This window comes from Tamlana crocina (genome assembly GCF_012037625.1).
Map to the genome: position 1 here is coordinate 277664 of NZ_JAAVJS010000001.1, position 14643 is coordinate 292306.

General features: G+C 37.7%; 18 protein-coding genes. 6 read left to right on the top strand and 12 right to left on the bottom strand.

The window, feature by feature from the left end; all coding sequences use genetic code 11:
• The first annotated feature begins 67 nt into the window (after window positions 1–67).
• Together HC176_RS01280 and HC176_RS01285 are read left to right on the top strand one after the other, a co-directional pair.
• Window positions 68–850 carry an enoyl-CoA hydratase/isomerase family protein gene (locus HC176_RS01280; protein ID WP_167916370.1) on the top strand — a complete coding sequence of 261 codons (783 nt, stop codon included), beginning with the start codon at window positions 68–70 and terminating at the stop codon, window positions 848–850.
• Between the two features lie 161 nt (window positions 851–1011).
• Window positions 1012–2343, top strand: coding sequence for a hypothetical protein (locus tag HC176_RS01285; RefSeq protein WP_167916371.1), 1332 nt, complete (start codon window positions 1012–1014; stop codon window positions 2341–2343).
• Between the two features lie 56 nt (window positions 2344–2399).
• Here the strand turns inward: HC176_RS01285 and HC176_RS01290 are convergent, their stop codons facing one another.
• Entirely contained in the window at window positions 2400–2834 is a 435-nt protein-coding gene (locus HC176_RS01290) for a phage tail protein (protein WP_167916372.1), read from the bottom strand.
• A 250-nt stretch (window positions 2835–3084) separates the two neighbouring features.
• Between HC176_RS01290 and HC176_RS01295 the strand changes: the two genes are divergently transcribed.
• Complete coding sequence (locus HC176_RS01295; protein ID WP_167916373.1) at window positions 3085–4158, top strand: PA0069 family radical SAM protein; 1074 nt, start codon at window positions 3085–3087, stop codon at window positions 4156–4158.
• 51 nt (window positions 4159–4209) lie between these two features.
• Here the strand turns inward: HC176_RS01295 and HC176_RS01300 are convergent, their stop codons facing one another.
• The 3 genes from HC176_RS01300 to HC176_RS01310 form a co-directional block, all read right to left on the bottom strand.
• On the bottom strand, window positions 4210–4818 hold the full coding sequence (locus HC176_RS01300; RefSeq protein ID WP_167916374.1) for a hypothetical protein: 609 nt from the start codon (window positions 4816–4818) through the stop codon (window positions 4210–4212).
• 590 nt (window positions 4819–5408) lie between these two features.
• Window positions 5409–6008: a hypothetical protein gene (locus HC176_RS01305; protein ID WP_167916375.1), complete on the bottom strand. Its 600-nt coding sequence runs from the start codon at window positions 6006–6008 to the stop codon at window positions 5409–5411.
• Between the two features lie 186 nt (window positions 6009–6194).
• The gene (locus tag HC176_RS01310; protein ID WP_245234804.1) at window positions 6195–6431 is read right to left on the bottom strand and encodes a hypothetical protein; all 237 of its coding nucleotides are present in this window, start codon (window positions 6429–6431) and stop codon (window positions 6195–6197) included.
• A gap of 502 nt (window positions 6432–6933) precedes the next feature.
• Between HC176_RS01310 and HC176_RS01315 the strand changes: the two genes are divergently transcribed.
• Window positions 6934–7812, top strand: coding sequence for an AraC family transcriptional regulator (locus HC176_RS01315; protein WP_167916376.1), 879 nt, complete (start codon window positions 6934–6936; stop codon window positions 7810–7812).
• Window positions 7813–7818: 6 nt separating this feature from the next.
• Here the strand turns inward: HC176_RS01315 and HC176_RS01320 are convergent, their stop codons facing one another.
• The 5 genes from HC176_RS01320 to HC176_RS01340 form a co-directional block, all read right to left on the bottom strand.
• Window positions 7819–8505 carry an HD domain-containing protein gene (locus HC176_RS01320; RefSeq protein ID WP_167916377.1) on the bottom strand — a complete coding sequence of 229 codons (687 nt, stop codon included), beginning with the start codon at window positions 8503–8505 and terminating at the stop codon, window positions 7819–7821.
• Window positions 8506–8565: 60 nt separating this feature from the next.
• Window positions 8566–9567, bottom strand: a complete 1002-nt coding sequence (locus HC176_RS01325) for an acyl-ACP desaturase (RefSeq protein ID WP_167916378.1) — start codon at window positions 9565–9567, stop codon at window positions 8566–8568.
• Between the two features lie 11 nt (window positions 9568–9578).
• The gene (locus HC176_RS01330; protein WP_167916379.1) at window positions 9579–10316 is read right to left on the bottom strand and encodes a lysophospholipid acyltransferase family protein; all 738 of its coding nucleotides are present in this window, start codon (window positions 10314–10316) and stop codon (window positions 9579–9581) included.
• Window positions 10317–10341: 25 nt separating this feature from the next.
• A complete protein-coding gene (locus HC176_RS01335) occupies window positions 10342–10737 on the bottom strand; it encodes a solute carrier organic anion transporter (RefSeq protein ID WP_167916380.1) in 396 nt (131 codons plus the stop codon).
• Window positions 10738–10935: 198 nt separating this feature from the next.
• Entirely contained in the window at window positions 10936–11346 is a 411-nt protein-coding gene (locus tag HC176_RS01340; RefSeq protein ID WP_167916381.1) for a BrxA/BrxB family bacilliredoxin, read from the bottom strand.
• Between the two features lie 212 nt (window positions 11347–11558).
• Here HC176_RS01340 and HC176_RS01345 point away from each other — a divergent pair, with 212 nt between their 5' ends.
• Window positions 11559–12335: a TerB family tellurite resistance protein gene (locus HC176_RS01345; RefSeq protein WP_167916382.1), complete on the top strand. Its 777-nt coding sequence runs from the start codon at window positions 11559–11561 to the stop codon at window positions 12333–12335.
• On the opposite strand, the gene HC176_RS01350 is transcribed toward HC176_RS01345, so the two are convergent.
• Window positions 12332–12511: a hypothetical protein gene (locus tag HC176_RS01350; protein WP_167916383.1), complete on the bottom strand. Its 180-nt coding sequence runs from the start codon at window positions 12509–12511 to the stop codon at window positions 12332–12334. The two genes, HC176_RS01345 and HC176_RS01350, sit on opposite strands and share 4 nt — an antisense overlap.
• Before the next feature lie 217 nt (window positions 12512–12728).
• On the opposite strand from HC176_RS01350, the gene HC176_RS01355 reads away from it, so the two are divergent.
• Window positions 12729–13181, top strand: a complete 453-nt coding sequence (locus tag HC176_RS01355) for a DUF1569 domain-containing protein (RefSeq protein ID WP_167916384.1) — start codon at window positions 12729–12731, stop codon at window positions 13179–13181.
• Between the two features lie 55 nt (window positions 13182–13236).
• Here the strand turns inward: HC176_RS01355 and HC176_RS01360 are convergent, their stop codons facing one another.
• Window positions 13237–13476, bottom strand: coding sequence for a hypothetical protein (locus HC176_RS01360; RefSeq protein WP_167916385.1), 240 nt, complete (start codon window positions 13474–13476; stop codon window positions 13237–13239).
• 55 nt (window positions 13477–13531) lie between these two features.
• A complete protein-coding gene (locus tag HC176_RS01365; RefSeq protein WP_167916386.1) occupies window positions 13532–14554 on the bottom strand; it encodes a S66 peptidase family protein in 1023 nt (340 codons plus the stop codon).
• Window positions 14555–14643: the final 89 nt, after the last annotated feature.

Below are 14643 nucleotides of genomic sequence, written 5' to 3' on the forward strand. Positions count from 1 at the left end.
GACTGTGCTCGGCGTGACAGTTAGTATTACGGCGAATTTTCATTTGAATTTTATAAAATAGAAAACCATGAGTTATAATAACATTTTAGTAGAAGAGAAAAATAGTATTGCTACCATAACCATAAACCGACCTAAAAAGCTTAACGCTTTAAATCGGGATACCATCCAGGAATTGCACGAGGCGTTTAAGGCGGCCGAAATCAACAAAAACGTCAAAGTAATTGTTGTAACCGGTAGTGGCGAAAAAGCATTTGTGGCGGGAGCCGACATCAGTGAATTTGCTGATTACAGTGTCGCCGAGGGGACAAAATTGGCGGCTAACGGACAATCCATTTTGTTTGATTTTGTTGAAAACCTGTCTAAACCTGTTATAGCTGCGGTAAACGGTTTTGCTTTAGGTGGCGGTTTGGAATTGGCCATGGCCTGCCACTTTCGTGTGGCTAGCGATAATGCCAAATTAGGCTTGCCCGAAGTGAGTTTGGGACTAATTCCGGGGTATGGCGGTACGCAGCGCTTGCCGCAACTTATTGGTAAAGGCCGCGCTATGGAAATGATCATGACTGCCGGAATGATTGATGCCAATAAGGCGCTAACATATGGTTTGGTAAACCAAGTAACCTCGCAGGAGGAGCTGTTGCCGCTTTGCGAAAAAATAGCGGGTAAAATTTTAAATAACTCTTCTGTGGCCATTGCTTCGGCCATTAAAGCTGTAAATGCCAATTATAAAGATGGTGTAAATGGTTTTGAGGTGGAAATCGAGCAATTTGGAAACAGCTTTGGAACGCCTGATTTTAACGAAGGCACCACCGCTTTTTTAGAAAAACGAAAAGCTGATTTTCCGGGCGAGTAGCGGGGTAAATGGTTTCGTTCAACGGGCTTGTTTAGTGTAGTTAATTGATTTTTTATGTAGTTGAATGCGTTGCAATAATAGGGTTGCAGATACTACAGGATAGATAAAAAATTTCTTTAAGTGATATTTGTTTTACTAGTGTAAAACAAATATATGGCTATATGAAATTATTCAGACTCACTACTTTTATTTTGCTTTTAATAAGTCAATTGCTTTTTAATTGTCAAAAAAACACAGATATCGATGAGGCTCCTGAAGTTGAAATACCGCAGGAAGAAGAAGAGTTAGAAGAGCCGGAAGAAACGCCAGAATCGCCGGAGACTTTTGATATCATATCTGAATCTGATCCAAGAATTACAACGCATCATTTAAAATCTGGTTCGTCAGGTTTTCAAATTGGAATTACCTCAAATGGTGGAGGCGTGATAAACGAGGTGATCATTCCTGGTTTAGGCGATATTATGGGGCCAGCGTCAGATATGTATGGTAGAGCAGGTCAGGTGGCGATTAGAGATGCTTCTCATGGCGGTCGGTACAATCCAACTCAAGCAGGTTTCTATGAAACTTTAGGTTCAAAATGCGCCATTACACAAACGTCAGATAACAAAAAATTAATTGTAGAACCCCGGCCCATGGCGCTTTGGCATGGCGATGGGCGATATGATTTTACGCGTTGGGAAAATATTGGAGAAGACCCGTATAGAAATGACGGAGGAAACTCTGATGAAGATGGGCTTGAAGAAGAAGGCTTAGAAGGCAAACAACTGGATGAGGTTAAAAGCGAATTTGATTATTATGGAACTTATGAAGATATTTCTGGTCAACATGGAATTTCTATAGGTATCATTAAACATTATTACCAAATTTCATTCATTCGTCCTCCGGGACATTGTATTAATCAACATCGTGCGGGCACAAAATTATGGAATGAAAAAGCAGTGCAGTCAGACCTTTCCATAAAGGCCCCAAGTGGTGTGCATCCGGGTTCCGACAAGGATATGAATGTAATGACAGGTGTTTGGTCGCTTAGGCATGACCGAAGTTTGTGGACTACAAGCTATCTGTATTATAGGAAAACGAATGGAGAGTGGGCTATCACCAATAAAGAGAGTGTTGGTAGTGGTTTTCCGGAAGCAGATAATACCGTTTTTATCCTTTCCGATTCTAATGTAGAAACCCAAGGGAAGGCCTTAGGGCTGTATCAGCCTAAAACAGATGTTAATAAGAATGTGATTATCGGCGTTAACGAATCAGATAAAAGTATAGCCTATAAGGACTTTAGGGGTAATCTTGTTAAATTGAATTATGACCTTAAAAGGATACCGACTATGAGCAAATATGGGTTTTCAAATAGAATTAGAGGGATGATTAATAGAACGCAATTAGACGGTAATATTTACGAAGCCTATAGAAATGAAATTTATATAATGTATGGAACTCCAAAAGAAATAAAAGAAGCTGTAGCTCTTTTGGATTTGAGTTTAAACATCTAAACCAAGTTTTAAAAACCATAAAAACACCCTTTTTAAGGGTGTTTTTATATTGTTGTTTATGCTCCGTTTACAACCGTCATGCCTTCATGCATAACCTCTAGCATTTCCATGGCGGGTTCGTTACTGTTAGCGTTTAAGTCGGTCCATTCCATTTTAACCGGAAAAGCATTTTTTAGTTTCCAAGTTACCACTGGCTCGTGGTTTTCATTCAGCAACGAAATGGTTAAATCGCGGCGTTCAACGGTGTTTCCTTTTACCGTTTTAAGCCAGTCATAATATTCGTTGTCGCCCGGCATAATGCCTCTTTTTAAAACAATGGTATTGGTTTTTTGTTTTCCGGGCATAACAACGGGGGCATTGGCTCTAAACGTTCCTTCGCTGTAACTAATGGGTTGCATGTTAATGGAGAGGCCCGAAATTTCACTGGCACCAATACGTTTGCCGCCCCATTCTATTGAAAAGTGGTTGGTGCTTAGTGGGTAAGAATTCATAATATGTAGTTTTTTAAGAAGTTTGATTAGTCGCTTAAACAAAGTATGGATGTTGTGGTGTTAAATAAATGGTTACCACTAAATTAGATTAAAATTTTCACAAAATCAAAATTTTTTAGGTGCTTTCTTCCGGAGGTAGTGCATGGCAGATTTGTTAATAACCCATTTCACTTTTAACAATTTTGCATGCCGATATTGTGTAATTTTAAAGAGCTACACAACGGGCAAAAAACCTTAATTTTACTACAACATGGACCCCAAACCTTATATAAAAGGCCGTGGTGCGCAACGCAATGTGCACAATCGTTTTTTCGAACTAAGCCATGATATGCGCGACGACTTTTTGGAATTCTGCCAAAAGGAAGGCGAGGAGGCCGATAACAACAAAACGCTGTATCTGGAAACCTTCCCGAAAACCATTGTCAATAAAGTGGAGAGTCCCGATGTGGGTATGATGTATTCTATGAACGCTTACCAAGGTTGTGAACATGGTTGTATTTACTGTTATGCCAGAAATTCGCACGAATATTGGGGCTACAGTGCGGGGTTGGATTTTGAGCGGCGTATTTTAGTGAAAAAAGAGGCGCCCAAATTATTGGAAAATCAACTAAAAAAGAAAAGTTGGAAAGCACAGCCCATAGTGATGTCGGGCAACACCGATTGCTACCAACCGGCTGAAAAGCAGTTTGAAATTACCCGAAAGTGTCTGGAAATCTTTTTAAAATACAAACATCCCGTAGGTATTATTACCAAAAACGCTTTGATTTTACGCGATTTAGATTTGTTAAAAGCCTTGGCGAAAGATAATTTGATTGGCGTTAATGTTTCGATAACTTCATTGAGCGAAGATACCCGGCGTATTTTAGAACCGAGAACGGCCACCATTAAACGGCGATTGGAAACCGTGAAAATATTGAGTGATAATGGTATTCCGGTAAACGTGATGTTGGCGCCCATCATTCCGAGTATTAACAGTCATGAAATATTGCCTTTGGCAAAAGCTACTGCCGACCATGGAGCGGTATCTATTGGGCACACCATTGTTCGGTTAAACGGTGCGATTGGCGAAATTTTTACCGATTGGATAAAAACAGCCATGCCCGACCGTGCCGATAAGGTGCTGCACCAAATTGAAAGTTGCCATGGCGGTAGTTTAAACGATTCGCGTTATGGCACACGCATGCGTGGCGAAGGCAAAATAGCTGAGCAAATCAACACTTTGGTTAAATTGGCCAGACATAAATACTTTAAGAGCAAAGGTATGCCCAGACTGAATATTGATTTACATGAGCAATTTAAGGATGGGCAGCTAAAATTATTCTAAAAAAAAGCGGGCCAAATGGCCCGCTCTTCAAGTTAATTTGAGTTAGTAAAATTAACCTTTAATAGTTTCGGTAAATACTCTACCTTCAGTTTTGAATACTATTTTATAATCTACTTTGTTCAACCCACTTAATCTGTACATGCGTTCAATGTTTTCGGTATCCTTAAAAGTTTCAGAATGGATAAGCTCGTAGCTTCCATTGCTTTCAGAATATACTTCAACATCCATCGGCGCTTTGTTAAGGGTTAATCTGGTAATGTAAACCAAATTGCCTTTTACTCTAGTTACAGGCTTGAAAAGTGTTTTTTCAAGTTCTTTTTTAAACGATACTTCACTTGCTTTAACGGTAAACGGCATGGTGGAGATTTCTACTTCTTTATCCAATTCAAAAAGGTATTCTCCGTCAGGAAGCGATGTTAAATCGAATCCTTTAGTATATACGCCCGTTTTTTGAATGGATTCTTTATATAGCACATTGCCATTTCCATCTTTGATAGACAGAAGGTTACCTGCTTTTGCGTCAACAAAAGTAACCGTGGTTCTTCCAGCGTCATTTTTAATGCTTGTAAATGAAGCTTTTTCATTGGCGAAACTTAACAAGGCAGTCATCATGATTGCCATTAAGATTCCTTTTTTGGTGTTTTTGATTACGTTTTTCATAATTTGAGGTTTTAACGTTCAACACTCCAAAGGTACAATAGAAGAGTGGTGTTTAAAACATTGAAATTGATGTATTTATGTGTTATTTTATCCGTTATTTTTACATCAACTTTATGTTAAATTAATATAGAATATTTAAGGGTTAATTAAGTGTATTTTACTTCTGGAAGACATAGTTAGTATTTTAAAGGATATAGAATTTTAAAATCGTTACGAAGTGAAGTATAAAAGTGTATAAAAACTTTGAGCGTTATTTTTTTATGACTGAATGGTTGCTCAGTTTTGTTTTTTTAGGAAAAAAGGTAACTCGCAGATTGTTTTCAAAATAGGTCTATGCCCTCTTGTGTATTTCGAAAAAACCGTCAATTCGAGTGGATTTTTCGATTGTTGAAATGAGAAAAATTTGTATCGAGAATTACAGTTTTGGAATTCAGAAAATCAAAAAAACCGACCAGATAAGTCAGATTAAAAAAGGTAATGTTTTCTGAAAAGGAAAGTTGATGAGGGAAAAAACAGGAAAGTTTATAAAAGAAAAAGCGAGCCACCACAGCCCGCTTTACCAACTAAACTAAACTAAATAAGACATTAAACTAATTATTAATGAATTTCGTGTAAGTCCTGTTATCAGAACTGATTTCTATTTTGTAATCTTTATCTTTTTCAAGTTTGTATGCTTTTTCTATACTTTTTGTGTCTTTAACCACTTCCGAAAAGATTAAAGTGAGCTCACTATTGTAATCGACATAGATTTTAACCTTTAAAGGCTCAAATTTTGGAGCAAGCTTGGTTATTAGTACAGAATTATCTTTGTGCGTAATATAAGGTTTAAATACCGAGCTTTCCTTTTCTTTGTGAAAAATGGTTCTGTTCGATTTTACCGTAAACGGAATCGTTTTAATTTCAAGGAATTTGTTTACTTCAAAGAAATAGTCGCCATCCGGAAGGGCAGAAAGGTCGAATCCTTTTTTGTAAACCCCGGCGGTATTGATTTGTTCTTTGTAAAGAATCAGTCCGTTGTAATCTTTAATAGTTAATAAATCACCGCTTTTTACATTATTAAGTATTAAAGCCGTTTTTTTAATATCATCTTTAAAAGTTAATTTTTCTTTAACGTTTGCGAAACTTGCCAAGGCAGCCATCATGGTTACCATCAAGATTCCTTTTTTTGTGTTTCTGATTACGCTTTTCATAATTGCATGTATTTAATAACGTTCAACACTGCAAATATATGGGCGATTTATGATGAAGAAAACGCTTAAATTGACGTATTTATATGTTATATTAACTGTTATTTTAATGTTAAATTAATGTTAGGGTAAAATAGTATATATTAAAGTTAACTAAGTATACTTGGGAGATAAATAGAAAGACAACACTTACAAAACGTTGATGATTTCAGTAAAATGATCCCTAATCTCTTTGTGGAAGCCATGAGCTGTTAAACTACGGTGTTCCTCTTCTTTTGGAGTGTCCTTCTTCTCTTCAAAGTATAAATGAAGAACTTCTTTGTTGCTATCGTGTTTTACAATATCAAAATGTGAAACTAATAGTTCGGGAAGTAATAACTTAAGTAGGTCTAAAGATAAATGCAAGGTCTTGTCTTTTTTCTGCAAAAATATCATTCCTTATCAAATCCGTACACAACTTTTGAGATTGATCCTAAAATATACTGTAGTTGAAATTTGAATTGACAAAATTGAGCAAAAAAAAAAGCGGGCCACCACAGCCCGCTTTACCAACTAAACTAAACTAAATAAGACATTAAACTAATTATTAATGAATTTCGTTATACTCTTTTAAGAGTGTATTTTTATTATGAAAATTAACTTTTGTTTGTTGAATGATTGAAAAACCGTTGGGAAAATAAACGCAATTCACTAAAATTAAATTATTTAAGATTACGTTTAAAACGACTTGGGGTTTTTTGTATCGTTCTACACTGCAAAGTTAGGGTAGAAATACAGTTAAGAAAACATCAATTTTGACTTATTTGTATGCTATTTTAACTGTTAAATGAATGTTAATTTACTGTTATGTTAAAATAACATATATTTGAGATAATTAAATATACAGTGTATGCATAATATGTAGTAAATTTGCATAAAGTCCCAGATTATGATTAATAAGAAGCCCACATTAAAAAAGATAAGCCCCAGTTTTGGTAGTTCTTTGTTCGTTAAACAGCACGTTGAATCTGTGGATCGTAACAGTGCGTATTGGCATTTTCACCCAGAGTTAGAGTTAATTTATATTAATAAAGGACAAGGAAAAACACATATAGGTAACCACCTGTCTTATTTTAACAATAGTCAATTAATTTTAATAGGCTCTAACTTGCCACACAATGGATTTACCGATCGATTAACGGCAACCGGAACAGAAACTACCATTCAGTTTAAATCAAACTTTTTAGGCGACGATTTTTTGAATGTCCCCGAAATGGCCAATATTGTGGCTTTGTTTGAAAGAGCGAAAAAGGGAATTAGGTTCAAGGTAGAAACCAAAAAGAAAATAGGACCTAAAATTGAAAAGCTTTTAGAACACGACGGATTAAAAAGGGTGTTGAAGTTTTTGGAAATATTAAATTATTTATCAAAAACCGACGATTATACCTTGCTGAATGCCGATGGATTTGCGTTTGAAGCTGAAGCACAGGATAGTTCTAAAATTGATGTGATATTCAAATACGTTAACAAGAATTTCCAAAACCACATTTCGTTGGATGAAATTGCAGATGAGGTAAGTATGACGGTACCTGCGTTTTGTCGTTATTTTAAAAAATCTACCGGAAAAACCTTTACCCAATTGGTGAACGAATACCGAGTGGTGCACGCCACGAAGCTACTTAACGAAAGCCAAATGAGTATTGCCGATATTTGCTACGAATGCGGATTCAATAACTTTTCGCATTTCAACAAGCAGTTCAATGAAATTACAGGGAAAAGTGCTTCGAATTACCGTAAGGAAATCAAGTTGATGATTCAGACCAAATAAATGGGGTTACGAAGGCGATTTAAAAGATTGTTGTAAATACGAAACACCGTTCCATTCCCTGTAAAACTGGTCTAAAAATTCCAGCATGTAGTTGTGCCTTTGGTACGCGATATCTCTGCCCGTTTGCGTGTTCATCCGGTCTTTTAAAAGCAACAGTTTTTCATAAAAATGATTGATGCTGGGCGCGTCTGAGCTTTTGTATTCTTCCTTGCTCATATTCAAATTGGGTTGAATGTCGGGGTTGTAAAGTACCCGATTTTTAAAACCACCATAATTAAAGCAGCGCGCAATACCAATAGCGCCAATGGCATCGAGGCGATCGGCATCTTGAATCACATCCAATTCAGCAGAACGGAACTTTTGTGCTTCATTGCCGCCTTTAAACGATACGTTTTCTATAATGCTAACCACATGCTCGATAACCGAAGGTTCAACGTTTAAACCCTTCAAAAAATTACGAGCTACTTTTGGGCCAACAGATTCGTCTCCATTATGGAATTTACTATCGGCAATATCATGAAGTAAAGCACCAAGCGAAACCACAAAGGGATCCACCTTTTCGTTTTTAGAAATGAGTAAAGCGTTATTGAAAACCCTTTGGGTGTGGAACCAATCGTGGCCGCCCTCGGCATTGGCCAGCGTGTCTTTTACAAAAGCTTTGGTTTTGTTGATGATATCGTTTTGGTTGTTCATGCTATAAAAATAAAAATTCCTTTCAGTTAAGAAAGGAATTGATTTATGTTAGTGTTCTGTTTACTTATTTACCGCAGGCTCTACCCATTTAAACTGGAATGAGTTTTCTGGAATTTTCATGCGATCCGCCAAGCGATACATTCTCGATGGAAGTTTCATTAAATAATCGCGAGCTTTTTCGGCCTCGTCGTTAAGTCCTGTAATCTTATCAATTTCCCAACGGTCAATTAATTTTTGAAGAATATCTACATAGTCGGTAGATGTATAAACCCCAATACGTTGGGCAGTATTCGAAAACTCTTCGAAAGCTGTACCTATTTTACCTCCCGATTCTCTTAAAAAGTGAGCCGGCATGGTAATTTTTTGTTTCATCATGTAATGGAAAGCCATCATCATTTGGCTAGGGTCTACCTTAAAAATACGTTCCACAAAATCGGAATAAGCATGGTGGTGACGCATTTCGTCGCCCGAAATAATCTGGCACATTTTAGCCAAACGCTTATTGCCTTTTTTACGGGCTATTTTTGCTACGCGATTGTGCGAAACATAAGTGGCCAATTCCTGGAAACTGGTATAAACAAAGTTTTTGTACGGGTCGCGGTCAGTACCAATATCAAACCCATCGGCTATTAGGTGCTGCGTGGTTCTTTCAATTTCTTTCATGTTAACCCTTCCCGATAAATACAAGTATTTGTTGAGCACGTCGCCATGTCGGTTTTCTTCGGCCGTCCATTGCTTTACCCATTTAGACCATCCGTTGCCACCGCCATCTACTTGGTTAACGCCTTCAACGTCCATTAACCACGATTCGTAAGTTGGTAAGGCTTCTTCAGTAATCATATCGCCTACTAAAACCACCCAAAAATCATAGGGCAGTTCTTTAGCTAATTCCCGTATTTCTCTAACTTGTTCGAAAAAAGTGTCGTCTGTGCCTTCAGAGTCTGGTAAAAAATCGGTAGGCTGCCAAATGGTATCAACGGGAATTAAATACTTTTCCATTAAAGCATCAACGTCTTTTTCCAAAAACTGCATCACTTCTAACCTCTTATTCTTTAAAGACATTTGTACTTGTTTTAAAATTTTATGTGTTCTGTTATTGAAGATTCAACTTCTTTTATTAAATCTTGCTTATTTACAAAGTTAGCCAATTCTAGGGGTTTATGCACAGTAAATTTCAAGTGATTACCCAATCCCAAGGGGAATTTACCATACCGGAACATTTTCCACGAATTATTGATGGTGACAGGTACCACAACGGCTGAAGGGATTTTCTTGAACAAAATATCGAGTCCGCGCGTTTGGAAGGGTTTTGGTTTGCCAGTTTTGCTACGTGTGCCTTCGGGAAAAATAACCGCCGAACGTTTGTTTTTTTCAATATACTCGCCAAACTTCATTAAAGCGGGTAATGATTGCCGCGGATTTTTTCGGTCGATAAGGGCGGCCCCGCCGTGCCTTAAATTATACGAAACGCTCGGGATGCCCTTGCCCAATTCTATTTTACTAATGAATTTGGGGTGGTACTTACGCATAAACCAGGTAAGCGGGTAAATATCGTGAAAACTCTGATGGTTGGCCACAATAATTAAAGGCCGATTTGTTGGGAGCTTGTATTCATTTTCAAAAGAAAACCTTGTGCCCAAAATATTGCCGCAGCGCATTAAGCACCATTGTAGGGCATCAACACTTTTTTTATGGGCTTGGTAGCCAAACAGATTAAAGCAAGCCCATTGTATGGGATGAAAAATAACCAGTGTTAATAAAAAACACAAATAGTATATTGCTGAAATTGGGTATGACAATAGTTTTTGCATGCCCCAAAAATAAATAAACTAGCCATTAGTACACAGCAACACAGGTGTTATTTTCGCAATTTACGCTTGAGGGTTGTGGAGCGAGTGCACAATCAGACATGATGCCCCATTTGGTGTTGAAGTCGGCTTCTTTTTGGTTGTAATCTTCAACCATTTGTTTCAATTTTTCGGTATCGATAGAGGTAGAATACACTAAATAACCCCAAGGCCCACCGCATGGCTTGCTTCCAAAAGCTATATATTGGCATTCGGTATTGGTATTGCATTCCGATTGGCTGGCGAAACTTTCAATTTCAGCTTTAAGGGTGCGCAATTCGGTTTGCTCTTCTTCCATGGTTGCCGAGTCGTTGTCATCACACTGAAACGCCATAAAACTGAAACAAATTAAGGTTAGTAAAGCTGTAAAAAAGGACGTTTTCATAGTCAATTGATTTTACTAAAAAGATGCTGTAAGGGCAAAAAGGTTGCGTTAATGTATAAAAAAAACCACGAAAAACGTGGTTTAATTTTGTGTCACCCTGAAACAAGTTCAGGGTCTCATACAGAAAAAAATGGTTTGCTGAAGTAATCCCGAAATCTATTCCCTCTTTCCTTTGGAGAGAGGGCTAGGGAGTGAGGCTTAACAATGCTCGTTGTAGGCATCAACCAAATTTTCGGCAATCAGTTCTGCTGGTCGGCCTTCAATATGGTGACGCTCTAACATGTGTACCAATTCACCATCTTTAAACAAGGCCATGCTTGGTGAGCTTGGCGGAAACGGAATCATTTGAGCACGAGCGGCATCAACAGCTTCTTTGTCTACACCAGCAAAAACGGTAACAATATGGTCTGGCTTTTTATCGTTCTGTAAACTTATTTTAGCACCTGGACGGGCATTGGCAGCGGCACAGCCGCAAACCGAGTTCACCACAACAAGTGTAGTTCCCTTTTTGGCTAAAGCGGCATCAACGGCTTCGGCGGTATGTAATTCTTCAAAACCAACACTGGTTAAATCTTCGCGCATTGGTTTTACTAATTCTGCTGGATACATATTCTTAGATTTTATTATTTAATGTTTTCCCAATTATTTTATCGGATTGCAAAGATACCAATTGTGTAACAAATTGTTAAGGCAATCCACAAACAAATATTATATTTACGCTTGTTTTTAAAATAGCAAAAAGTAAAGCGTAAACTTGCTTGATCTTATCTTTTCTAAAGAAGGAATCGTTAGGTTTGACGTTAAACAAAATAGATACTTACATGAGTTTTTCAAAATGGATTGGTGGTGCCTTGGGGTGGTCGTTCGGTGGCCCTATAGGTGCTATTATTGGGTTGGCTATAGGTAGTTTAATCGATTCTGTTGCCAATGGTAGCGGCGAACCCTTAATTGGGCAGGGTAAATGGCAGCGCGGTGGCCGGACCACATACCGAACTCAGCCTAGACAGCGGCCACAAACCCAATCGGGTGATTTTGAGGTTAGCCTGCTTATTCTGGCCTCGGTAATTATTAAGGCTGATGGTAGCCAAGATAAACGCGAATTGGATTTTGTACGCCAGCAGTTTCTAAATATGTACGGAAAGGAACGTGCCAACCATGCGTTTAAACTCTTTAAAAATATTAGCAAGCAGAACGTTTCTGTACGGCCGGTGTGTTTACAGATTAGGCAAATGATGGACCACGCCTCGCGCTTGCAGCTCATCCATTTTTTATTCGGAATTGCCAAAGCCGATGGCATGGTTACCGAATCTGAAGAACGGCAAATCTACACTATGGCTGGTTATTTGGGTATCAATGCCAAAGATTATGAAAGCATAAAAGCCATGTTTTATAACAGTAGCGACAATGCCTATAAAATTTTGGAAATTAATAAAAGTGCCTCGGTTGATGATATAAAGAAGGCCTACCGAAAAATGGCCAAAAAATACCATCCCGATAAAGTGGTGCATTTAGGTAAGGAGCACCAAGAAGGGGCTGAAGAAAAATTCAGGCAGGTTCAGGCCGCTTATGAACAATTGCAGAAGGAGCACGGGTTTTAAGATTCGAAAAATAATCCAGAAAAGGCCACTGCTAAAATCAAAATTATTAGAAATACAATAACGATTAATGCAGTTTTTTTGGTAATGCCGTCTTTTTGGAAAATGTAATTTCTTTTTTCGTCTTCCGATTCTTTTACAAATTCAAAATTTCCTTTTTCTTTTTTTGTCTTATCCATAATCTAAAGTTTTATGGTAAACTTAATAGAAGCGGCTAGACTAGGTTGGTTTAAATGCGTTTCATTTTAACCCAAATAAAAATTTATCACCTATTTTATTTTGTGTTAAAAGGTGTTGGTGAAGCTGGTTTAATAGGTTGGTTTACAGTCTGGATAGTGGGTTTGTAGAAATTCTTTACTAAATTGCAGAAGCCTAACCCCGTTCAATATTAGACTTGTGAAAAATATCTTCGATTTAAAGGAAACTAATGCTGTTATAAATAGAATTAACAAACTAAAGCCCGACACCCAGCCGCTGTGGGGTAAAATGAGTGTTGACCAAATGTTGGCGCACTGCAATGTAACTTACGAAATGGCTTATGAAGACAAGCACCCAAAACCCAACGGTTTTACCAAATTTATGCTAAAGTTGTTCGTGAAAAATACTGTGGTAGGAGATAAACCATATAAAAAAAATAGCAGAACAGCACCACAATTTTTGGTGACAGATACGAAAAACTACGTGCAGGAAAAAGCCCGTTTGACTGATTATTTGGTAAAAACCCAAAAGTTGGGCGCTGATTATTTTGATGGAAAAGAGTCACACTCGTTTGGAAAACTGACCAAAACCGAATGGAACAATATGTTTTATAAACATTTGGACCATCATTTAAGCCAATTTGGAGTATAAAAAAACCAACTAAACGAAAACGAATAGTTGGTTTTTGCTTTTGGATAAACCGTTTTTATTTGGTTTTGTAAATTTTGGTGTTGTTGCCTTTATCGAAAACCATTACAAGTTCTTTTTGGTCATTCAGGTAAACCGATTTCAGTTCCCAACCTTCATTTTTTGAAGCGTCAAGCAAACATTTGCGAACATCAGGATTGTAAAGATTTAAATTAGAGTTGACGATAACGTCGTCGGCTTTCATGTCAATTGTAAATAAAAGCCCAAAGGCGAGTGATAATAGCTGTAATTTTTTCATTTGGAGACTATTTTTAAGTGTCATTAATTAATCAATCACAAGTGTAATGCAGATTTTAATGATTCTTAAAAATAATAGACGACTGTTCAATATTTACGGTTAAATTTATGGTTCTGCCCAAGATCAATGCCCTGTTGTCCTTTTCGTGCCCAGCAGGCATGCCGAATGCGATTGGGAAGTTATAGTCTGTCAAAGCGTCCAAAATAAGTTGTTCGATAGAGGTGCCCCAAAGCGTGGTGTTTTTTCGTAGTTTGGTCATGTCGCCAATTATCACGCCGTTGCAGTTGTCAAAATACCCAGCACGTTTTAGGCTTTGCAGCATCCGGTCGATGTGGTATTTGTATTCGCCAATTTCTTCAATAAACAATATTTTTCCAGAAGTATCAATGCTGGTTTTAGAACCCAACATGGTATGCAGCATGGTAAGATTGCCGCCAACCAATTGTCCTGTAGCAGTGCCGCTTCGGTTGTATTTTGAACCTTTTAAAGTATAGTTTAAAGGCTCTCCAAAAAGTGTGTTTTTGAATGTGGAAATACTGGCATCAATTTCCGAAAGGTCTTTGGTTAAACTTACGCACATTAAAGCATGCAGGCTTTCAACGCCTTCGTTATGGATTTGGTTGTGAATGGCCGTAATGTCGGAATATCCAATAATCCATTTGGGCTGTTTTTTAAATTTTGAAAAGTCTAGTTTATCTAAAATCCTTACCGCGCCATAACCCCCGCGTGCGCACCAAATAGCTTTAATTTTTGGGTCGTCCAAAACTTGTTGGAAATCTTCGCAACGTTCATCGTCGGTGCCAGCAAAATGGTTAGCCTGATTAAAAATATGTTGTCCAACTATCGAGTGTAGTCCCCAACTTTTTAAAAGGGCTTGGGCTTGCTGTACTTCACCAACTCTGTTCTTTAAAATGCCCGAAGGCGCTACAATGGCCACGGTGTCGCCTGCTTTAATGTATGGTGGTTGTTTCAAAGTGTATTGTGGTTTTTCAGTAGCTGTATTTTGTGCGGAACAGGGGTTTATTCCGAAGAAAAAAAAGGCACAAAATAGGCTGGTTATCAGTAGGCTTTTCGTCATGATGTAAATGTACATTTTTTTTCTTAATCCCTTTTAAAATGTGTACTTTTGCGCCGTTAAAAACGTATTGTCATTCCGCTATCGCCATG

What these genes read in the sequence shown, in the direction of transcription:
- HC176_RS01280 (WP_167916370.1), top strand. Translation starts at nt 68, where the DNA reads ATGAGTTATAATAACATTTTAGTAGAAGAGAAAAATAGTATTGCTACC.
- HC176_RS01285 (WP_167916371.1), top strand. Translation starts at nt 1,012, where the DNA reads ATGAAATTATTCAGACTCACTACTTTTATTTTGCTTTTAATAAGTCAA.
- HC176_RS01290 (WP_167916372.1), bottom strand. Translation starts at nt 2,834, where the DNA reads ATGAATTCTTACCCACTAAGCACCAACCACTTTTCAATAGAATGGGGC.
- HC176_RS01295 (WP_167916373.1), top strand. Translation starts at nt 3,085, where the DNA reads ATGGACCCCAAACCTTATATAAAAGGCCGTGGTGCGCAACGCAATGTG.
- HC176_RS01300 (WP_167916374.1), bottom strand. Translation starts at nt 4,818, where the DNA reads ATGAAAAACGTAATCAAAAACACCAAAAAAGGAATCTTAATGGCAATC.
- HC176_RS01305 (WP_167916375.1), bottom strand. Translation starts at nt 6,008, where the DNA reads ATGAAAAGCGTAATCAGAAACACAAAAAAAGGAATCTTGATGGTAACC.
- HC176_RS01315 (WP_167916376.1), top strand. Translation starts at nt 6,934, where the DNA reads ATGATTAATAAGAAGCCCACATTAAAAAAGATAAGCCCCAGTTTTGGT.
- HC176_RS01320 (WP_167916377.1), bottom strand. Translation starts at nt 8,505, where the DNA reads ATGAACAACCAAAACGATATCATCAACAAAACCAAAGCTTTTGTAAAA.
- HC176_RS01325 (WP_167916378.1), bottom strand. Translation starts at nt 9,567, where the DNA reads ATGTCTTTAAAGAATAAGAGGTTAGAAGTGATGCAGTTTTTGGAAAAA.
- HC176_RS01330 (WP_167916379.1), bottom strand. Translation starts at nt 10,316, where the DNA reads ATGCAAAAACTATTGTCATACCCAATTTCAGCAATATACTATTTGTGT.
- HC176_RS01335 (WP_167916380.1), bottom strand. Translation starts at nt 10,737, where the DNA reads ATGAAAACGTCCTTTTTTACAGCTTTACTAACCTTAATTTGTTTCAGT.
- HC176_RS01340 (WP_167916381.1), bottom strand. Translation starts at nt 11,346, where the DNA reads ATGTATCCAGCAGAATTAGTAAAACCAATGCGCGAAGATTTAACCAGT.
- HC176_RS01345 (WP_167916382.1), top strand. Translation starts at nt 11,559, where the DNA reads ATGAGTTTTTCAAAATGGATTGGTGGTGCCTTGGGGTGGTCGTTCGGT.
- HC176_RS01350 (WP_167916383.1), bottom strand. Translation starts at nt 12,511, where the DNA reads ATGGATAAGACAAAAAAAGAAAAAGGAAATTTTGAATTTGTAAAAGAA.
- HC176_RS01360 (WP_167916385.1), bottom strand. Translation starts at nt 13,476, where the DNA reads ATGAAAAAATTACAGCTATTATCACTCGCCTTTGGGCTTTTATTTACA.
- HC176_RS01365 (WP_167916386.1), bottom strand. Translation starts at nt 14,554, where the DNA reads ATGACGAAAAGCCTACTGATAACCAGCCTATTTTGTGCCTTTTTTTTC.